Source organism: Empedobacter brevis NBRC 14943 = ATCC 43319 (genome assembly GCF_000382425.1).
GTDB classification, from domain to species: domain Bacteria; phylum Bacteroidota; class Bacteroidia; order Flavobacteriales; family Weeksellaceae; genus Empedobacter; species Empedobacter brevis.
Map to the genome: position 1 here is coordinate 1 of NZ_KB908309.1, position 19,107 is coordinate 19,107.

General features: G+C 30.3%; 13 protein-coding genes. 4 read left to right on the forward strand and 9 right to left on the reverse strand.

Annotated elements, in window-relative coordinates:
• Window positions 1–11: 11 nt before the first annotated feature.
• The 9 genes from H277_RS0118085 to H277_RS20645 form a co-directional block, all read right to left on the reverse strand.
• Complete coding sequence (locus H277_RS0118085; protein ID WP_019977040.1) at window positions 12–893, reverse strand: ORF6N domain-containing protein; 882 nt, start codon at window positions 891–893, stop codon at window positions 12–14.
• Window positions 893–2,977, reverse strand: a complete 2,085-nt coding sequence (locus H277_RS0118090; protein ID WP_019977041.1) for a type IA DNA topoisomerase — start codon at window positions 2,975–2,977, stop codon at window positions 893–895. Before H277_RS0118090 ends, H277_RS0118085 begins: the two co-directional genes overlap by 1 nt.
• Before the next feature lie 3 nt (window positions 2,978–2,980).
• Window positions 2,981–4,450, reverse strand: coding sequence for a DUF3945 domain-containing protein (locus tag H277_RS0118095; protein WP_019977042.1), 1,470 nt, complete (start codon window positions 4,448–4,450; stop codon window positions 2,981–2,983).
• Window positions 4,451–4,558: 108 nt separating this feature from the next.
• Window positions 4,559–4,849, reverse strand: coding sequence for a helix-turn-helix domain-containing protein (locus H277_RS20085; RefSeq protein WP_074745793.1), 291 nt, complete (start codon window positions 4,847–4,849; stop codon window positions 4,559–4,561).
• Between the two features lie 26 nt (window positions 4,850–4,875).
• Window positions 4,876–5,229 carry a helix-turn-helix domain-containing protein gene (locus H277_RS0118105; protein WP_019977044.1) on the reverse strand — a complete coding sequence of 118 codons (354 nt, stop codon included), beginning with the start codon at window positions 5,227–5,229 and terminating at the stop codon, window positions 4,876–4,878.
• Window positions 5,230–5,479: 250 nt separating this feature from the next.
• Entirely contained in the window at window positions 5,480–6,325 is an 846-nt protein-coding gene (locus tag H277_RS0118110) for an RteC domain-containing protein (RefSeq protein WP_019977045.1), read from the reverse strand.
• A gap of 328 nt (window positions 6,326–6,653) precedes the next feature.
• On the reverse strand, window positions 6,654–8,441 hold the full coding sequence (gene drt3b / locus H277_RS0118115) for an antiviral reverse transcriptase Drt3b (RefSeq protein ID WP_019977046.1): 1,788 nt from the start codon (window positions 8,439–8,441) through the stop codon (window positions 6,654–6,656).
• A 3-nt stretch (window positions 8,442–8,444) separates the two neighbouring features.
• Window positions 8,445–9,953, reverse strand: coding sequence for an antiviral reverse transcriptase Drt3a (gene drt3a / locus H277_RS0118120; RefSeq protein ID WP_019977047.1), 1,509 nt, complete (start codon window positions 9,951–9,953; stop codon window positions 8,445–8,447).
• A gap of 490 nt (window positions 9,954–10,443) precedes the next feature.
• Window positions 10,444–10,608, reverse strand: a complete 165-nt coding sequence (locus H277_RS20645) for a transposase (protein WP_146810815.1) — start codon at window positions 10,606–10,608, stop codon at window positions 10,444–10,446.
• 436 nt (window positions 10,609–11,044) lie between these two features.
• Between H277_RS20645 and avs1a the strand changes: the two genes are divergently transcribed.
• The 4 genes from avs1a to H277_RS0118145 are packed head-to-tail and all read left to right on the forward strand — an operon-like array spanning window position 11,045 to window position 17,897.
• Window positions 11,045–12,232 (forward strand): AVAST type 1 anti-phage system MBL fold metallo-hydrolase Avs1a, encoded by a 1,188-nt coding sequence (gene avs1a / locus H277_RS19405; protein ID WP_019977049.1) that lies wholly within the window; start codon window positions 11,045–11,047, stop codon window positions 12,230–12,232.
• The gene (locus tag H277_RS0118135; protein ID WP_019977050.1) at window positions 12,225–17,393 is read left to right on the forward strand and encodes a serine protease; all 5,169 of its coding nucleotides are present in this window, start codon (window positions 12,225–12,227) and stop codon (window positions 17,391–17,393) included. Before avs1a ends, H277_RS0118135 begins: the two co-directional genes overlap by 8 nt.
• Window positions 17,393–17,659 carry a hypothetical protein gene (locus tag H277_RS0118140; RefSeq protein ID WP_019977051.1) on the forward strand — a complete coding sequence of 89 codons (267 nt, stop codon included), beginning with the start codon at window positions 17,393–17,395 and terminating at the stop codon, window positions 17,657–17,659. The genes H277_RS0118135 and H277_RS0118140 overlap by 1 nt, the downstream gene beginning before the upstream one ends.
• Window positions 17,652–17,897 carry a hypothetical protein gene (locus tag H277_RS0118145; RefSeq protein ID WP_019977052.1) on the forward strand — a complete coding sequence of 82 codons (246 nt, stop codon included), beginning with the start codon at window positions 17,652–17,654 and terminating at the stop codon, window positions 17,895–17,897. The genes H277_RS0118140 and H277_RS0118145 overlap by 8 nt, the downstream gene beginning before the upstream one ends.
• Window positions 17,898–19,107 lie beyond the last annotated feature (1,210 nt).

Consider the following 19,107-nt stretch of genomic DNA (forward strand, 5'->3'; position numbering starts at 1 on the left):
AATTAGAGGGTTTATTGTTGGTTTAAGATTTTGAGCATTCTGCCCACCTCAATATCCATTCTCGAAAAGGCAAACCATTTTTTGCCCAGGTCTTTGAGTGATGCGCCGATATGGTAAAGTTCCACATTGTCAATAATTAAAAAGCGGTCGTGAGCATCGGAAAAAATCTCTATCTCAATGGGAGGATATTGGTTGTTGTACCGTTGCACATCCAGCCGTAGCTGGTTGCTGATGCTTTTAGTATAGATTGTTGCGGTTACATTCGTGTTTCGTTTTCCCAATAAGGTCAATACCGTATCATCCACATAGTTATCCAAAAGGATAATGGAGCTTTTGGCACTTCGGATAATATCGGAAACAAAGGCGTAGGCATCAAAAACCTGCCCGTTATAAAAGACACCTTTTTCGCTTTGGAGTTTGTCGCTTTCCATAGCTTTAAAAATCTCTTCAAATTTTTGGTCAGCTTCTAATTGTTTCAGTTCAATATTATCTAAACGATGAAATAAAGAGGCATTACTGATAAGCATTCGCCGCATTTCAACGAACGCTTCCATAATTTCAACACTGACTTTAACGGCAATATCTGAACGGAGTATGGCAGAAGCCATTGCAACTCCTTGTTCGGTAAAAACGTAGGGCAGATAACGTCTTCCGCCGTAACTCAAACTTGAGGTTCCAATTTGGAACCTCAAGTTTTCAACTTCCTCTTCGGTCAGTTGAAAGCAGAAAGAAGCAGGAAACCTGTCTATATTTCTTTTTACGGCTTTGTTAAGGTTCTTTGTTTCTACCTGATATAAAGCAGCGAGGTCGCTATCTAACATCACTTGCTTGTCACGTATGGTATAAATCAGGTTTCTGATTTCCTTGCTGATAATGATGGGTCTATTTTCCATTACTTTTTGTATCTTTTATTTTTATCAAACTCAAAAGAGGTTGTACAATCCTCTTTCAATACGATATACGCATCGAATTTTTTACCTGCCTTGCTTTTCATTCCTTTGATGAGTGAAGTTTTCTTTTTATTGATAAGGCTTTCAATATCGGCTATGCCGATTTGTACACCACACACATTACGAAACTGTACCCAATTACAAGCCTCATCAGGACACTTCACGATTTTATCACGGATAATGAGTTGCTGGCTTTTGCATTTCGGGCAAACCAATTTGGGCAGGTTGTTTTGGGCAATGGAAGTTTGCAGCAATTCATTGGTAATAGTTGAAGCGTAATGTTCCATTGCCTTTTGAAATGCCCCTGCATCAGTTTCGTTGTTTTCGATTTTCTGCAATGCGAGTTCCCATTCGGCAGTCATTGCCACGTCCGCAATTTTCCGTTCTTTAACCAATTCATACACTTGCAATCCCTTTTCGGTAGGGATTAAGGATTTCTTTTCCCGTTGGATATAGTTACGGGTAAACAGGGTTTCGATTATTGCGGCTCTTGTAGCCGGAGTACCGATGCCGATATTTTGTAAAGCCTTGCGTTCGTCTTCATTTTCGATTTCCTTTCCGGCAGTTTCCATTGCCGACAAAAGCCCTGCTTCGGTATAAAGCACAGGCGGTTTGGTTTTCTTTTCGAGAACGGTGGCTTCTTTTATTTTGAGTTCATCGCCTTTTTTCAGTTCGGGTAAATCCTGTACCGGTTCGGTATCATCGTTCGTAAAACTTCCCTTAACGGAACGCCAGCCAGCTTCTATAATCTTACAGCCTTTTGCCGTAAAATCGTAATGCAATACCTGTAAACCGACATCGGTTATCTCCTTGATACAGGCTTGTGAAAGGGCTTCGAGCAATCGAAAGGCAATCATATCATAAACGGCATTTTCCTTTGCGTTCAGTGCTGACGGGATTTTATCTGTAATCAATAGTCCGTGGTGGTCGGTAACACGCAAATCGTTCACGATACGTTTATTGAAACGTCCCCATTTCATTTTTGATACAGCTTGCTTGCAGGTTTCCCTATCCTGCAAAGCCCTCACGAGGTTGGAAATTTCTGCCCACATATCTTCAGGGATGTATTTGCTTCCGGTACGTGGGTAAGTGATAAACTTCTTTTCGTAAAGGCTTTGAGCAATATTGAGGGTTTCTTCGGCAGAAAGGTTCAATTTTTTATTGGCTTCCTTTTGCAATCCGGTAAGGTCGAACAATAAAGGCGGGTGTTCAGTAACACTTTTGGTTTCTACAGATATAATTGTTGCCGTTTCGCTTCGCTGAATGGCTTTCAACGTATCATCGGCAAGTTTTTGGTCTTCCCATTTGGTTTTGGAAAGGCATTTAAAATCTATCAGTTCTTTGTTGTGCGATAACTGTATCTGCCAATACTTCTTTATTGAGAAATTCTTGTTTTCCAGATAGCGTTTGCATATCAAAGCCAGTGTGGGTGTTTGCACTCTTCCGAGCGAATAGATGCCATTTCCTGCGGCTATGCTTAATGCCTGCGTAGCATTAATGCCCACAAGCCAATCGGCTCGGCTTCTGCCTTGTGCCGCCTGATGCAATCCGTCAAATTCTTTGCCGTCTTTTAGATTATCAAAACCTTGTTTTATGGCTTTTTCGGTAAGCGAACTAATCCAAAGGCGTTCAAAGGGCTTGTTGCATTTGAGGTATTCGTAGATATAGCGAAATATCAATTCGCCCTCACGTCCTGCATCGGTAGCAACAATGATACTGCTGCTACGGTTAAAAAGCTGTTCAATGACTTTCAGTTGCTTTAACGCTCCTGTATCGGCTGTATAACCTTTGTCCTTTTTTACTTTCCGGACGGTCAATAAAAAAGGTTTGGGAAGTATCGGCAAAGCTGTTTTGTCAAATCCCGAAATTCCGTAATCTTCGGGCATTCCCAATCCTATCAAATGACCGAATGCCCACGTAACAAAATAGCCGTTACCTGTCAGGTAGCCGTCCTTTTTATCAGATGCTCCCACAAGTCCGGCTATTTCCCTTGCTACGCTTGGTTTTTCTGCAATGATTGTTTTCATATTTTACATTTTTCTGCCTTTGGATTTTGCAGGTGTTTCGGGTTGTTCCTGTTGTTCCTGCTGTTGTTTGTTTTTCGGTCTTTGCTGTCCCGACTTCAAAGGCTCGTTGATATTCTTGGTCGCCTCGTTGGTCTTGCCCTCCGAATTGACGGCGGTTTGTGTTTTATGGGCTTCGGCAGGTTTTGCCTGTGCCTTAACTTGGCTTGGAAAGGCAAAATCAGTTTTTCCGGTTTCCTTGTTGAATGTGATATAACCTTGATACGGTTGCCCTTTCTTATCTTTCAATCCGTCAATGTAAACGGTTTGCCCGGCTTTGAAATCCTTGTGTTGCTCATCGGTCAGTTCTTTACCCCTGAAAGTTTTTGGAGCTTCCTGCGGTTGGCTTTGCTGATTACTTTGTCCGTTGCTTTGTTGATTGTTCTGCCCGTTACTTTGCGTTTGCCTATTAGAGTTATTGCGGTCAAACAGGAACTCAACATAACGCTTGTCCGCATTGAACTGTACCGTTGCCGAAAATTCAGTTCCTTTGGTAGAAATCATACCATCTAACTTTAGCGGTTTGCCCTCCATTAAGGTTTGCTTTTGAGCATCGTCCAATTTTACACCCTTAATTTCATCGGGAATTTTTATAAAGTCCGTCCGCAATGCAATTACATCGTTCGTCAGCCTGTCTATACTAATAATGGATGGCATTAGTTCGCCTGTTTTGGTATTTTTCAAATCAACCACACGACCCATATTACCCGTTTCGAGCAGGTTTTTCTTGTCTTCATCCGTAAATTTGTGTCCGAAAAATTCAGAGTGGAGATTAGGTTCTTTTTTGATGCCGTGTATTCCTACTACAACTTTTCCATCTTCGGCTTGCTGTAAAGACAAACGGGCATCCGTGCGGAGGATAGTACCGCCGAGGTTAACGCCTATCGGTAAGAGTTCATTGGTTTTATAGCCTTTCAATAAAGGTTCAAGGAGGTTCCTTTTTTCAAGGTATTCCTTACTTAATCCGAGATTGTTCATTGTATCCCAATCAATCTGCTCCGGCTTATAGCGGTATTCGCTTTTTTCAGGTGTTGTTTGTGTTGTTGCCATATCTTTTTGATTTTCTTGTTTCTGTTCGATTTTTACTTCGTGTTCTTTCATTACTTTTTCGCCTTCGGGAGTAGGCTTATCTACCTGCTTTTGCATTTCCTGTGCTTTTTCAACTGCGATAGGTGCAGGCACTTTGAAGAATGAAAAATTGGTTGGGTTCTTCAATTGGCTGAAAAAATTGGAGAAGAAGTTGGAAAAGAAATCGCCGCTTTTATCCACACGCATAAACTGGTTTTGGTTTTTCTTCGTGGGGTCAACGGTTTCCATTTTCCCGTTCTCGTCTATGCTCTTTACGGCTTGGATTTTCATTTTTTCTTTATCCAGCACCAATAAGATGTCCGATAGTTGTTCGGGCATTTCCTGTTTGTTTGTGGTTTCTTCGCTCATAGTCTGAAAAATTTAAAGTTCGATGCCTAAAGTAAAACAAGCGGTTACTGCATTGCATCAAGTGGCACTCAATGGCAGTCTTTGTCTTTCATTGTCTTTCATTGGCGTTCATTTTGAGGGAGGGTTAAAGCTCTCTCTTATGAACTGATGTACATCAGATAGCTTGTAATACAATTTTCCACTTATCGTATAATAAGGTAGTTTGCCAATGGAGCGATACCGTTGCAGAGAGCGGTTGCTTATTTTCAGCATTTGGAGCAAATCCTGATTATCGAGCAGTTCCTCGCCATCTATGCTGTTGCGTTTCTTTTGCAACTCGTCTATATTATCGCCCAGCATATCAAGGCGACCCATCAAGCGTTCCATCCACGCCAAAAATTCCATTCTGTCAATATTCATAGGGATATACTTTTAAGGGTTCATACCTATTTTTTATCTGTCTTTAACTTTCTGCCTTTTTCGATATAGCTTTTGCTTTTTGCCATAAGCTCCTGTACAAATTCATCACTGCTCTGTATAGCATTTGCATTGAGCATATCTTTGATAGCCCCAATGGTGTAGAAATACTGACCGTAGATTTTTGAATAAGCAATCTCGCCTTTGGTTCGCATACGCCATAAGGTCTTTTCGCTGATGTGCAGGTATTGACATACCTCGTGGTTATTGAGCCACAGGTCATCATAACTTTTATCTTCCTGTCTTTTCAGATAGTCGGCAATGGCATTGATACGGCTGTTGAGCTGTTGCCACGCTTCTTCTTCAATGGTTATTATTTTCATTGCACAGCTTTTTAAAGTTCACTATGCAAAATTGTGAAAGGTGGTAGTGTTTGTCTGCCAAGCCTTGCCAATTGGTTTGGCGGTTTTTTGAAAATTTTTACAATTAGGAAAAACCCTTGTTTAATAAGGGTTTTAGGGGATTTTGGATATTTTGTAGTGAAGTTTTGAGAGCATTTGCCGATTGGCAGATATGGGCAAAGAAAAAGCAGTACATTTTGTGTACTGCTTTTAAATTATTGCTTTGAAGTCGCTAAAGGTCTTTATCCATATATTCTTCGAGGGATATTTTGAGCTGGTCTAAAAATGCCGTTCGGGAACCTGCCCTTGTTTTCATACGGTGGAAAGAATGATGCAGGTCACCAAGTGGGATATGGAAAAGTATCTGAAACATAAGGCTTATTTTTCGGATACCGATTTTACCGTGAGAAATTACACCTGAAGCGTGAAGTGCATACACTAATTCAATGAGAGCATTTTTGCTGTCTGTCCAAAATATATCTTTGGAGCTTTCCTGCTTTTGCAAAATCATATCAGGACCTTCATCAGGATTGATTTTTGTAAGCAAGTATGAATAGAGCAATTCATTAGCGATAATCCTTGCAATTTTGTAATCGAAAAAAGTCGAGAATGCCGGATCTATTTCAAACACAATACTGTTAAGCCCATCCTGGTAGTTTATATTTCCACGTTTGAAATAAGTATCATCACGGTCTGTTCGTCCCGAGCGGTAATACCTGTAAAAATCGGAATTACAAATATGCTCAATATACTCCCGTTTCAGGTTTGCAAACTGTGTGGAAAAGTAACTGTAATACATTTTTCCATTGCTTACTGGGCAAGTTGTTTCTATTCTATAAACTTTATTATAAAAAATGAGCTTACCGAGTATTTGTGGCTTTATGGTATGGAAGAAATGTATCTCTTCCGCATCGTTTTTAAATCCTTCTTCAATAATGTATTTCTTGACCGAAAATAAAAGGTCTTGGAGATACAAAGTCATTTCATAAGCCTCATCAATCAACCTTTTGCTTTGTGCTGAAATCTTATTCTCCTTGTTGTGTATCTCTAAAAGGATGTTTTGCAGAAAGTATTTCATAGCTTGTAATTTTATAAGGATTAACAGTGCCTCTAGGCTGGTTTTCCCTAATTAAATAACAAACATTAGTATAATAAATGACAATCTTTCCCAACTTGGGGGCAACAGGGGAAAGGTTTTTTTGATTTGCCTATTAATAATTTAAGTTTTATACTGCTAAATAGAAAAATAAGTAGGCATTGTATAAGTATAAAATAGTATAAAAATATAAGCATCCCTTAACCTATTTTTTGTATTTTTGTAATGATTTACAAGGAAAAAAATAGAAAATTAATGCAAATAGTACCATTACTAAATCGTTACCTGATACGATTTCCTACCTCGTAAACTACTCTTTATTAGCCACATTGGACTTTATTAACTTTTTTCTTAAAAAAAGCAAAACTGTAATAGAAAAATAATTTAAGTCGTTATTGAAATGTAGAGAACTGTCTTTATCTATGGTTATATTAAAATATTTACAAAGGACTTTGAAATTTAATCTGTATTCTCTTCCTAATTGACTTAAAGCTATTAGTAAATAAAGTGATTCAATCTGAGTTTCATCTTTACAGTAGTTTTTGTTTAACACTAAGTTTATTTCATCGGAAATCTTTTTAAATATATTATGTTTAGCACTTGGGGGAAAAGGCTCTTTATAGTTATTTGTTTTATTTTTATTCAAAAAACAAACAATTTTGTCTATAATTAAACAGACTTTTATGGTTGAGTTAACTTTAGGAGAAACTGAATATAAAAAGAATGTTACGTCTAATATTTCTAATAAACCTTTTTCAAATTCTTTTTTAATTTTAGTTGAAATATCTCCTTCAAGACTTTTATATTTTCTTATTAGCTTATTTGTTTTGTTATCCAATACTGCTAAAGAATAATTCATTATATCTTTATATTCCACATTCGATTCTTTAATTATTGATTTGAATCGAGTAATAACATTATTTGAACTAAAATAAAGAATAGAAGTTCTTTCCGCTTCTTCTTGTAAAACTTCTTTCTCTTTTTCTTTTAAAATTAAATGATTATTAAAAAGATCATTAATTTTTTGTTTAGCAATACTAATCTCAGTAATGATAGGTTTAGAATATACTATTGATTTTTCATTATTTAAATACATTTTAAATTCCTTTAATGCCAATTTAAAGGTTTCTTTTATTCTTTCAATATCACTATCATTATTATAAAAAATAAAATAATCATCAACATATCTAAAAATCTCATAATCAACTTTATGAATTATATTTTTACCATTGATGTCATTTGTTTTTAGCTTTGTGTAAATATTTATATCAATTTGTTGAAGAATCAACTCAGCAAAGATTCTAGAAAATTCTGGTCCTATTATGATGCCATTAGTTTCATTTGCATTAAGATCCTGCATTAGACGATCAAATTCTCCACCAAATGTTGAAAGTGAAGGATCTATATTTGTTTTAATAATATTTTTATTAAATAATGCCCATGGTAAAGTATGGGTATATATGCTGTCAAAACATTTTGTAACATCAATTTTTAAAAGTTTGTTGTATTTTTTTTCACTTCTATGAAATTGATAAGATTCAAAGAATTTGTGAATATTACTATACTTTCGATATGTAAAAAATGATTTTAGATTTTCGTATTCACTATCATCTTGTTCGATTTGAGAATGATGTAAGTCTTTGTCTTCATTTTTTTTATGCAACACATCGTTATAAAATGTAAAATTTGCAACTTTAAATGGTTTTCTTATTGAAAAAGGACTTAAAGAACAATAATATGTAATTAGATTTTTATATTTTTCATAAAAATCCACCATATTAAATTGATTGACAGGATGAATAATAGACAATTGTCTAAAGTCATTCTCTTTGTGAGTTATATTAAAATTAAAAGGTTTTGTTTTTTCTTTAACTCCAAACATTATTGATTCTATTTCAGAATGTGCTTTTTTATGTTTCTTCTCAAAGTCGTCTTTCTTTTTACCTTTTAGTTTTTGAATTCTATTATTATATTTATTTCTTTTTATAAGAAACTTATAGAAATATCTGTTTGAAAAAGTTACAGGAGTTTCATAAGGCAAAATGTCTGATAAAACAACTCGTTCTTTTGAATATGTAATTGGAATCTTTTTTTTCATTTTCTATAGGTTCTTCCAGATGCTAAGCATTTTATCATTTTTAAAAGAATCAGTAATAAACCTTACAATACTTTTCTTCTCAAATCCTTCAATAAACGAAAGTATTTTTAATTTATTGATAAGTTTGTTATTCGTAGTTGTTGGTAAAGCCAAAATTTTAGTTTTTAAATATTTATCTAATTCAACTAAATCTGAAAAAGGTTTCGTTAAGAATTCATTTGAAAAATAAATACCAATAAAAACATTACTCTTTCTTCTAAATAATTGATGATTACTGGTTAAAAACTTAATTCTTTTTAAAAGCATTCTTTCTGTTGCATTTTTTTCTGTTGCATACTTTACTATCAATGTGTCATAATCTGAAAATGCAGCATCTATTTTATTTTTAAATCTTTGGAGTTTATCATCAGACATATAAATTTGAAGTTTATCTTTTGTGATAACTTCCTTGTAAGTACAGTTTTTTTGTAATACTTTTTTTTTGCTGTACGAAATTCCAAATTTATAACCAAGATAAGTTAAATCATAAGTTTCTGAATTAGTTCTGTTTTTATTCTCTATAGTAAGATCTAATACGATTGTCTTTGAAGTATTTATGTTTAGCTTAGATTTTTCAAATAATATATTTTTGATTTCATCTTTTAAAATATCAACGTTTTGATATTTATTTCTGTGATCAGGAGTTATAATCATTATAATATCATCGACATATCTTGAGTAATAAGTTACATTCTCTATAGATTTAATTTTATTGTCAAAATCTCTTAAGTATAATTCTGAAAGATACGCACTAAAACTAATACCTCTAGGTATTCCCATTCTTTCATCATTTATGGTTTTTATACCATCTGCAATTAAAATTTTCCAATATTGATTTAATACGCTTCTAATAATTTTTTTTGATGGATAACTTAGTAAACTGTTTTCTTCAATTTTTTCTAAAAGTTCTTTGTGAGGTATAGATTCATAAAACTTTTTAATATCAGTTCTTATAATAATTTTTGGAAATCCATCATCAAGTAATAATCTTAATTGGTCAATTATTATTTTTCTGCTAGCTTGTTTTACTTTAAATGTTTTATAAATATTTCTTTGGAGTTGTTTTGTAACAAAATAATTTTCTGGATTATGCGCAATTTCATATAATTGACTTCCCCATTTTACTTGTCCTTTGTGAATTTTTAACTCATAGTTATGAACATCTGTTTTACTTGCTATTTCAATTAATATTTCTTCCAGAATTTTTTCTCTCCCCTCTTTAAGTTTTTCCTTTTCTTCATTTAGTTTATTTAATACAGTAAAATCTCTATCTTCAACATTATGAATTAACTTAATTTTAGAAGTTTCTATTCGGATTTCTTGATTTTTATTTATTATTAAATCAGAAATTTCTCGTGACTTTTTGAAGATATCAGAATCAAAAAATATTTTATCTTCAAGGTATCTTCCTTTCCTGTTTTCTACATCTAGAAGTATTCTAAAGTTTTCATAAGAAAATGATTGATCAAGCATTTTAATTCAAGTTTGTTTTTCTGAATAAAGTTTGTTTCAGTATTGGTTATAACATTATTATTTTGCGAAAATACTCCACATTTGGTCTCGTAAAAAACATCTATATAGGTATTTCGTTAAATTTACTACTAAATACAATTTGTTTTCTGTAAAGATAATTTAAAATAGTTTTATCGATTACGGAAAACCATAATTGTGGAAATAAATGTGAGATTATCTTTAGAAAATTTAGAAGAAAATAATATGATTCAAGAATAAATAAAAATGGAACTCTTTGTCTTCCAAAGGTACCATTTGTCTTTTGTGGGATGAGAGGTACTAGATATACTAACTTAGTTGAGAGTACAAGTTAAGCATAAAACCTTAATTTTAATAAATGAAACTTCTACGACTGATTTTTAATAACCTACGCGCCCTGCTGGTGTTTATTGTAGTTTTTTTGTAATTCTTCAATCAAAACTTTTTTCTAGCAAGATTTTAAAGATTTTTTTTAGATAATATACTTGGCTTCTTCTTCGAGCTGCTTTAAATGCTTTAATTCACTGGATTTTAAAGCGCCATATTTACTACGCCATTTGTAAAATGTTAGACTACTTATTCCCTGGATTCTAAACAATTCGATACTGTATGTGCCTTGGTCGTAATCCTTTAATATTTAAGCGATCTGTTCAGGATCAAATTTACCTTTTTGGGGTAGCTTAAAACAATAACACGAAAATCAAGGCTAAAAATTCTCAGACAAATGGCATTTGTGAAATTTTTCAAAAGGATGATAGCGTTTGAGTTTTATACATAACTTTCAGAAAGAAAATCTATAGAAGTTTTAATAAACAACAATTAGACCTAAAAAGCTGGCTTGGCGTATTACATTAATTGAAATAACGCATACAGGAAAAATTGTTACTGTAAGCCCCGATGCAAACATTTTTGGTTAATATGCTTATTACAAAAAAGAAATTATTGGAAACTCCTCCAGAGAAACAAAAAAAACTTACTTTTGAAATTAAGTACAATATTGGATAATTAAAAATTATCCTTAAACCTAAACTAAAATGTAAAGCATCATATATTAAATATTAAAACTAGTAATTATGGTTCTAACAATTTATCCAGCAAATAATGGAGATTCATTTCTTTTAGAAATAAAAGATACTATTATATTAATTGATGGAGGTTATGTAGACACATACAAGAACTATATTAAACCAAAACTTTTGGCACTTGCAAAGGAGAATAAAAAAATTTCACATTTGATTGTAACACATATTGATAATGATCATATATCGGGCATAATTAAGTTCATAGAAGAAAATAAGAAAAAATCAATAATTGAAATTACTAACATTTGGCATAATTCCTTTCGACATATAAAATATATTGATGATAATTTAATATTTAAGGGTAAACCACTTTCTACTTTAAAAATTAATTATACAATAAAAGAAGAGAATAATACAGTTGAAAAAAATATTTCTGCTGTACAAGGCTCTACTTTAGCCTCATTGATACATAAATACCAACATTTATGGAATTTTGAGTTTAATGAGAATGCAATTTCTACAGATAATGAATTAGAAATTAATATATCAGAAGATATTTATATAAAAATCCTTTCTCCAAATAATGACAAACTAAAAGAATTAAAAAAATATTGGAAAAGAGAGTTGTTTAAAAAAGGGTTTTCAAGTGATTCAGATTTATCAGATTTTAATGAAGATGCCTTTGAATATATTCTATCATTAGAAAAAGAAAGAAAACGATTACAGAAAAAAAATGTGTCTTCAAGAACTTCATTTAATATTGAAGAATTTTTAAATGAACCTTTTTTGGAAGATGATACAGCAACAAATGGAAGCTCAATTTCATTTGTAATCGAATTTAAGAATACTAGGTTACTTTTTTTAGCTGATTCGCATCCAACGGTAATTATAAATAGTTTAAAAAAACACTATAAACAAGAAGAATTCCCATTGCAATTTGATCTAGTAAAAGTATCTCATCATGGTAGTAAAAACAATACTAGTGTCGAGTTGCTAAAATATATTGACTCGAACAAATTTGTTTTTTCAACAAATGGATTAATTCATAACCATCCAGATAATGAAACAATTGCGAGAATAGTATGCAGAAAAACCAAGTTTACCCGAAATCTTTATTTCAATTACAAATTAGATTCCATAGAATGTTTTAAAAACAAAAATTTTGAAACAAAATATAATTATAAAATAATAGAAAGTAATAACCTACCACTCACTATAGACTTTAATTCAAATGAATAGAATAATAACCCCTCAGCAAATTCAAAAAACAGTAGTTAAAATAATATATAAAGAAAATGAACAAGGAACAGGATTCTTTATAGCCCCAAACATCATTTTAACAGCTTATCATGTAATTATAGATGAGAAGATCGAAGAAGACAAAATTGAATTAATTTTAAATAATAATAAAATTGGTAAATGCAATGTATTGTCTTTTGATGAACAAAGTGACATTTGTCTATTAATCTGTGATTATAATAACACTGTCTATTTACCATTAATAAAGTCAAATATCCGAATTAATGAGACTTGGGAGTCATTTGGATTTCCATATCAGGGAGAAACCGAAGGATTGAGAATTTATGGCACTATTAACCAAATAGTAAATGATGAAAATTACAACATTTTATTAAATTGTCAAGAAATTGATGTAAACTATAACTATGATGGGCTTTCAGGCTCCCCAGTGATTTCAAACGGAAAAGTTATAGGAATTATCTTAAGTCAGCTTGATGATAAATTAGGGGCAATTTCAATCAATCAATTTGAAACCTTTTTACAAGAAAATAATATTGAAGTCCATATAGAGGAATCAATAAATGATATTCCAAGACAGTTAAACAATGACATTAAGAATATCACTTACAATTATGATGTTCTTAATAAATTAGATGAAAGCATAAAAGAAGCTGGAAACTGGATTTTACTAGAAGGTAATCCTGGTACTGGCAAGACTTTTAATATTGCATCTTATACGCCTACTGAAAAAGATACATTAATATTAGGAAAATATTTTGTTAAAGTTCCAAATGATGATAAACCCAAAAGCTTGAGAATATCAAAAGAATATTTTTTGAGTTGGCTAGAAGAAACTATTTCTATTGCATTAACCGGAGATATTCCGCCTAAAACAACTGAATCTTTTGAAAAACGTATAGAAACATTAAATTATAATATTAGTGGTTTAAGTGAATATCTCTCTAATAATAATTCAACAGGATTATTATTTCTTGATGGTTTAGATGAAGTTAAAAACATTGATAGTTTTTTGGGCATTCTATCAATGAATATTCCTGAAAATATTAAAATAGTACTGTCTTGCATTTCAAAAGAGATTTTACCTAGTGACATCAAAAATAATATTAGTACAACACAAAGTATTTCTGTTTCACCTTTAAGCATAAGTCAATGTGAACAATATATTCAAAAAGAATTAAAAGAGGTTATAATAGAATTTGAAGATATTCAAAAAATAGCACTCAAATCTGAAGGACATCCCCTTTATATGCGTTATTTGATAGATTATGTAAACAATTCTGAAATTTCCAATGATAAAGATGAATTAAAAGAATGGATAGATAACATTCCCAATATTGGAGGTAATATAGGAAACTATTATAATTCTATTTGGGACAAAATATATGAAGACAAAAACAAATTGTGGATATGTTTATTTTTATCTCAGTTAAGACAAACTATTGATGAAAAAGAATTTTTTGAAATTCTTAGTCCTGAAATAAAAAATGAATTTTATTCGGTATTTCCCAAAATTAGTTATTTAATAAAAAACGATAACAAATTAGAAATTTATCACAACTCATTTAAAGAATTCATATTAGGTAAAGTTCCGTTATTATTGAAAAGCTGTAATGATCTAATAGTAAATTACTGTGAAACTAATCCTAATTCTGACTATTCATTAACTAATATATTATACCACTACGGATTATCAAACTCCCCTGAAAAAGCAGTTGAAAATTGCAACCAAAACTGGGGTGATAAAATGGCATTTAATCATATAGAGCCGGATTTGGTAGTATCTGACATAAAAAGCACTATAAGTTTATCAATAGACTTAGGACTTACCACTGAAGTAATTAGGCTATTACTATTACTCCAAAGAATTGATTTCAGATATAACAATGTATTTATTGAGTATGCTCATGAAATGACTTTAGCATTAATAGCAAACAAAAAGTATAAAGAAGCTATTAAATATATTGTAAGAAGAAAAACGTTGTTGATATCGGCAAATGATGCTATTCATTTTCTACAACAATTTTATGAAAACAAGGCTTTTGAGGAAGCAACAATTTTAGAAGAAGCAATTGATAAAGAATATAGGAAATCTGTACATGATGGATTTAATGGTGAAGGTATTAGCTTTCAAACCTTTGTATTTAAAGCCCAAACTTTGATCCTTTCCAGCAATGAGTCATCTAATCATGAAGAATTAAGAGATTCACAAATGATATTTTCAAAGTATTTAGATTTACTTAGAAAAATACCGAACTCTTCTAATGATCTATCAATGGAAAATCAAAATAAAAAAACTATTCAACTTGTTAGAGATCATTGTTGCGCATGGAATAATGCATATTTATTAAGGCGGTTCGGTATTAACATGGACATTCCAAAAATGATGCAAGTTCCTGAGATAAAAATTAATGATACTTGGGCTTACACTTATGCTACTTCTCTTTTGATCTATAAAAAAGAATTAAATAACTATAATTTACCAAATTATTATACAGAGATAAATGAAAAAAACTTATCAAAGAATATTGAATTATTAGTAGAAAACTTTGGCTATCAAAAACATAATAGTTCTATTACAAATATCATATTATCATTATTAAGTAACATCTCTAAACCTGAGTTACTAAAATCTATTATAGAGGAGTATTTAGCAACTGACCGAAAAATAGAAATAAGAAATAAAAATGGTGTTGATTTTGAGAGATTTAACTATGAAAATCTATGTTTAAAGTATAATTGTTTAGGGTTTATTGATAATTCTAATGAATTTAATGTAAGTCATAAAAAATGGTCTCATAATACCTGGGAAAAAGATTTATTAAAGTTAATTGAAGAAATTCATTTTATTGAAGGAAATGCATATTATTATAAAGCATCCGAACTTCTTATAGAAAAATCAAGTTTTATAATTGAAAAAATACAAGAGATTATTAAAAGTATTAATTTTACTTTTGATTATAGAAGTTATTGGGAAAGAAGCTATCAATTACCTGAACAAATTTTTCCATTACTATATACAAAATTAGTAATGTTAATTAATGAGTTTGACAATGATCGATTAGAGTTATTTTTAGAAACTTTAAAATTTAAATGTCCTAATCAAATAGGACTATATACAGAAGGCTATCGAAAATCATTGCAAGAAATAATACAGTCACTCATATTAATTCAATATGACAAAAACAAAATATTGCCATTAATTAAACTCTGGCAAGAACATATTATAAATGGTGTTCAAAACAGATGGGAAAGAACAGAAGAATTATTAAAAATTAATGAAGTATATGGAATTTTAAATTTTAAAACCGAATCAGAATCAGCATTTCAAGAAATACTAAATACTTCAATGGGACCAAGCTGGTATAAAGAGGCACAATTAACACCAATTAATACAACTCTTAAAAATTTAAAATCAGTTCCTAATAATAACATTCTTCAAGAATTTGCTTCAATTTTAGATTATGCATCAGGTGAAATGACATTTCAGAGATATGTTCAAGATAATAAAGAAAATTTTATAGGAGCCTTAATTAAAAATGAAAAATTAAAGGAGGCTTTAGAATATTATAAATTTGAAACTTTACCTCCTCCGAAAATATTAATTAGAAATGCTGAAATTAGTTCGTTTGATGCACCTAGAGTTGGAGATGGTTATTGCTTAGGAGCGAGAAGTATAGTAGAACAAAGTGGTATTTTAGAAATTCTAAGATATTCCGAAATTGATCCTTATTTGAAGTGGGCATTATGTGAAGTTTTCACTATCAATGATGATAACTTTAGATATATAACTTATTTTGGTAGACAAATTTCAAATATTTTAAATGAAATAGAAAAACTAGAAGATGATAATATTGATAAAATAACTGAGAGTATTGCAGACTTAATCTCTAATTCTTTAATTACTATTGACGATAGAAGAAGCTTACTAATTGAAATAGGAAAAGAACTAACAATAAGCAACGTTAAAAGATTACAAGGGTATTTGCTAAATCACAATATTAATTGGGGACTAAATGAAGATCTTGGAAATAAAAGTGAAAACACTATAAAAGAAAAAAATAATTTTGATTTATTTAATGACTCAAATCCAAGCTCGGATATTGAAATGGATATAAATCAAGGTCTAAATTCATTCAAGGTAGAAAGGATAAGCATTTGGATGAATAATTATTCTAATTCTCATAAAAAAACTAAACAAAAACTAAAATCACTTTTCCCAAACGATAAATCAGTAATAAAAAATCTAAAAGAAAATATATTACAATTCGAGTATGAATCTTGGGACATATGCGATGATATTATATGGTTTTTAGAAGATAAACTGAACAAAAATCAAATTGAAACGATATATAAAATAATTGCTGAACACTTTCATTTTATGGTTAGGTCTAATAGTGAAGTAAAAGAGAAATATTCTTGGTTTGATTCGAGTTTTGACGATTACAACTCAAATGGACTAATTATTAATTTCATTATTTGGCATTTAAATCATCCTGTTAGTTTTATCAGAGATAAAACTTTATATATTTTGGAAGAATTATCAAATTATTCCCCTCTAGTTATTGAGCATTTGATTAAAACTTGTATTTCTAACACACCCAATTTTTCGACGGAATTATCTGGATTCATTTTAAAGAAAATTTCAATTAACAATCCTATTTTAATACAAGATTGCTTAATTAACAATCCAGAATTAGAAGATGAAATAAGCAAAATTAAACATTTTACTATCAAGAAAAATTTGTTAGATATGAGTATCAATCTCAATAAAATTGGATATAATCAATGTTATTCAAAAATTCAAAATTCAATTCCAGAATCTGTTATTCTTACAGGAGAAGTATTTTTGGAAGAAGATTATATTGCATCTATACAAGATATAATAGATGATTTAAATAATGAATTATTATTAGATGATAAATTTTGTCTAACATTTAATCAGCTAATAGACGAATATTGCTACCCATTGTCAAAAATTGAAGTTACAAAATCTGATAAATATTTAAGTCGTAGTTTTTATAATGAAGATAGAATTATGGGAAGATACCAATATATTTTAAGACATGCATTAAATAATGCTGTATCTCATAGAATTGATAAGAATAACATAAAATTGGTTTATAATATAATTAACGAATAATGTTTAAGAGCATAAAAGGTAATAGAGACTCAAGAATTGACTTTGAGCGAGAATTAAATATTTTAGGAGAAAATATTATAAATGAAAGAGTGATTTTATCAGAAGACTTGAGGTATTTGAGCAAAGAGATTACAAAGGCTCGATATGCTCCAAACAAAAGAGTTAATTTAATAACAATTAATGAAATGATTAGAAGTCTTGCAATGAGTGTGAATTTTTATGGCTTAGATGATCTTGAAACAGAAACAAATAACGAAAATGAATAATAAAAAATATGGAATGCCTTCTCCTATGAATAGGACAGAAATGGAGCATAATTTAAACTTAGTAATTGAAGATTTTAATAAAAAAATTGATTCAGGTAACAAAGATCTTATTCAAAATGTAATGTGGGTGACTTATCCTCATCTAAAAGAAGTTAAGAAAACTCCAAATTTTAGAATTAGTTTGCTTACTGTAAATGAAAATATTAGACTTCAAGCTAATATGAAGAAGTGGATGTGAAAATTATGATTTTTTTTAACATCAAGATTAATAAATAAATTAATTACATAGTTTAAAACAATAAAAATACAATCTTCTTAAGAGCTTCTAAATATAAATATCAAAGTATATTCTTCAAATAAGGGAATAAATAAATTATTAGATATACGTTTTTGACCATAAAAGTAAACGAATATTCATAATTCTAATTTAGAATATAGTTAGAAATTAACTGAAATAAAATTAATTATAAGCATTGTGAGTATTGGGATAAAAAATAACTTGAAAATAAACTTTTAGCATAAAATGCAAGATTAGTAGTTCGAAGATTAAAAGGTGATCTTTTTATTTTTGGAAATCTTCTTCATACAATCAACAAAGTAGTACTTATAATGGTAAGAATTATAAAATAAAATCCGATAAATTTATACAAAATCCTGACTTCGGAAGATTTTCTAGCCTCGCAGAGCAAGTCGTTTTGAGGCACGAAATTCATTTCGAGTGCCTCAAAACACAACTTGCCATGATCTTGTGATCATAAAAAATTGTTGGTTAAAACGAATTAATTTGAAATAAAACTAATTGGTTTTGAAAACTGTTGTTTAATCTACTATTTCTTCTAAAAGTCAAAATAAAAAATAGTCAATCATAATTATCAAACAAAGTAAGATTGTAGTTTGAATGAGGTTTGTAATAAATTTTTGGTCTAATTTCACTTTATAATACAAATTATCACAACTTATTTTCGACTAAATATTTATCATTCTTAATATGTACTTACAAATGAATGTAATGCCATTTGCTAATACATATTTTCTTTTACAAATAGAGAAATAGATAGACAAAAGATTAAATAAGTTTATACATACTTACGTAAAAATGTTATTAAAATTGTATGCTTTTATGTAAAAGCATTTTGCTATATGTATGTACATATTTACATCAATACGTAATTACAATTGTACGCTTTTATGTAAAAGCATTTTACTATATGTATATACAAGAAATTGAAAATAACTAAATCTTTATTTAGATTTAGTTTTCAAAAGAAAAAGGAGAAAAAGAAAGCAGTAAATCGGAAAGGACAGTGCAGAGACAAAAGGAAACGGATTAAGTCCCAAAGGGTGAAACAGAAAAAAATAACTTTATTTTTGTTTTTCTGTTTCATTATGCCGTAAGCTTTTGGCTGGCTATAGCGCAGGAGTCCTTTCAAACTTAGCTGCCTTTTTAT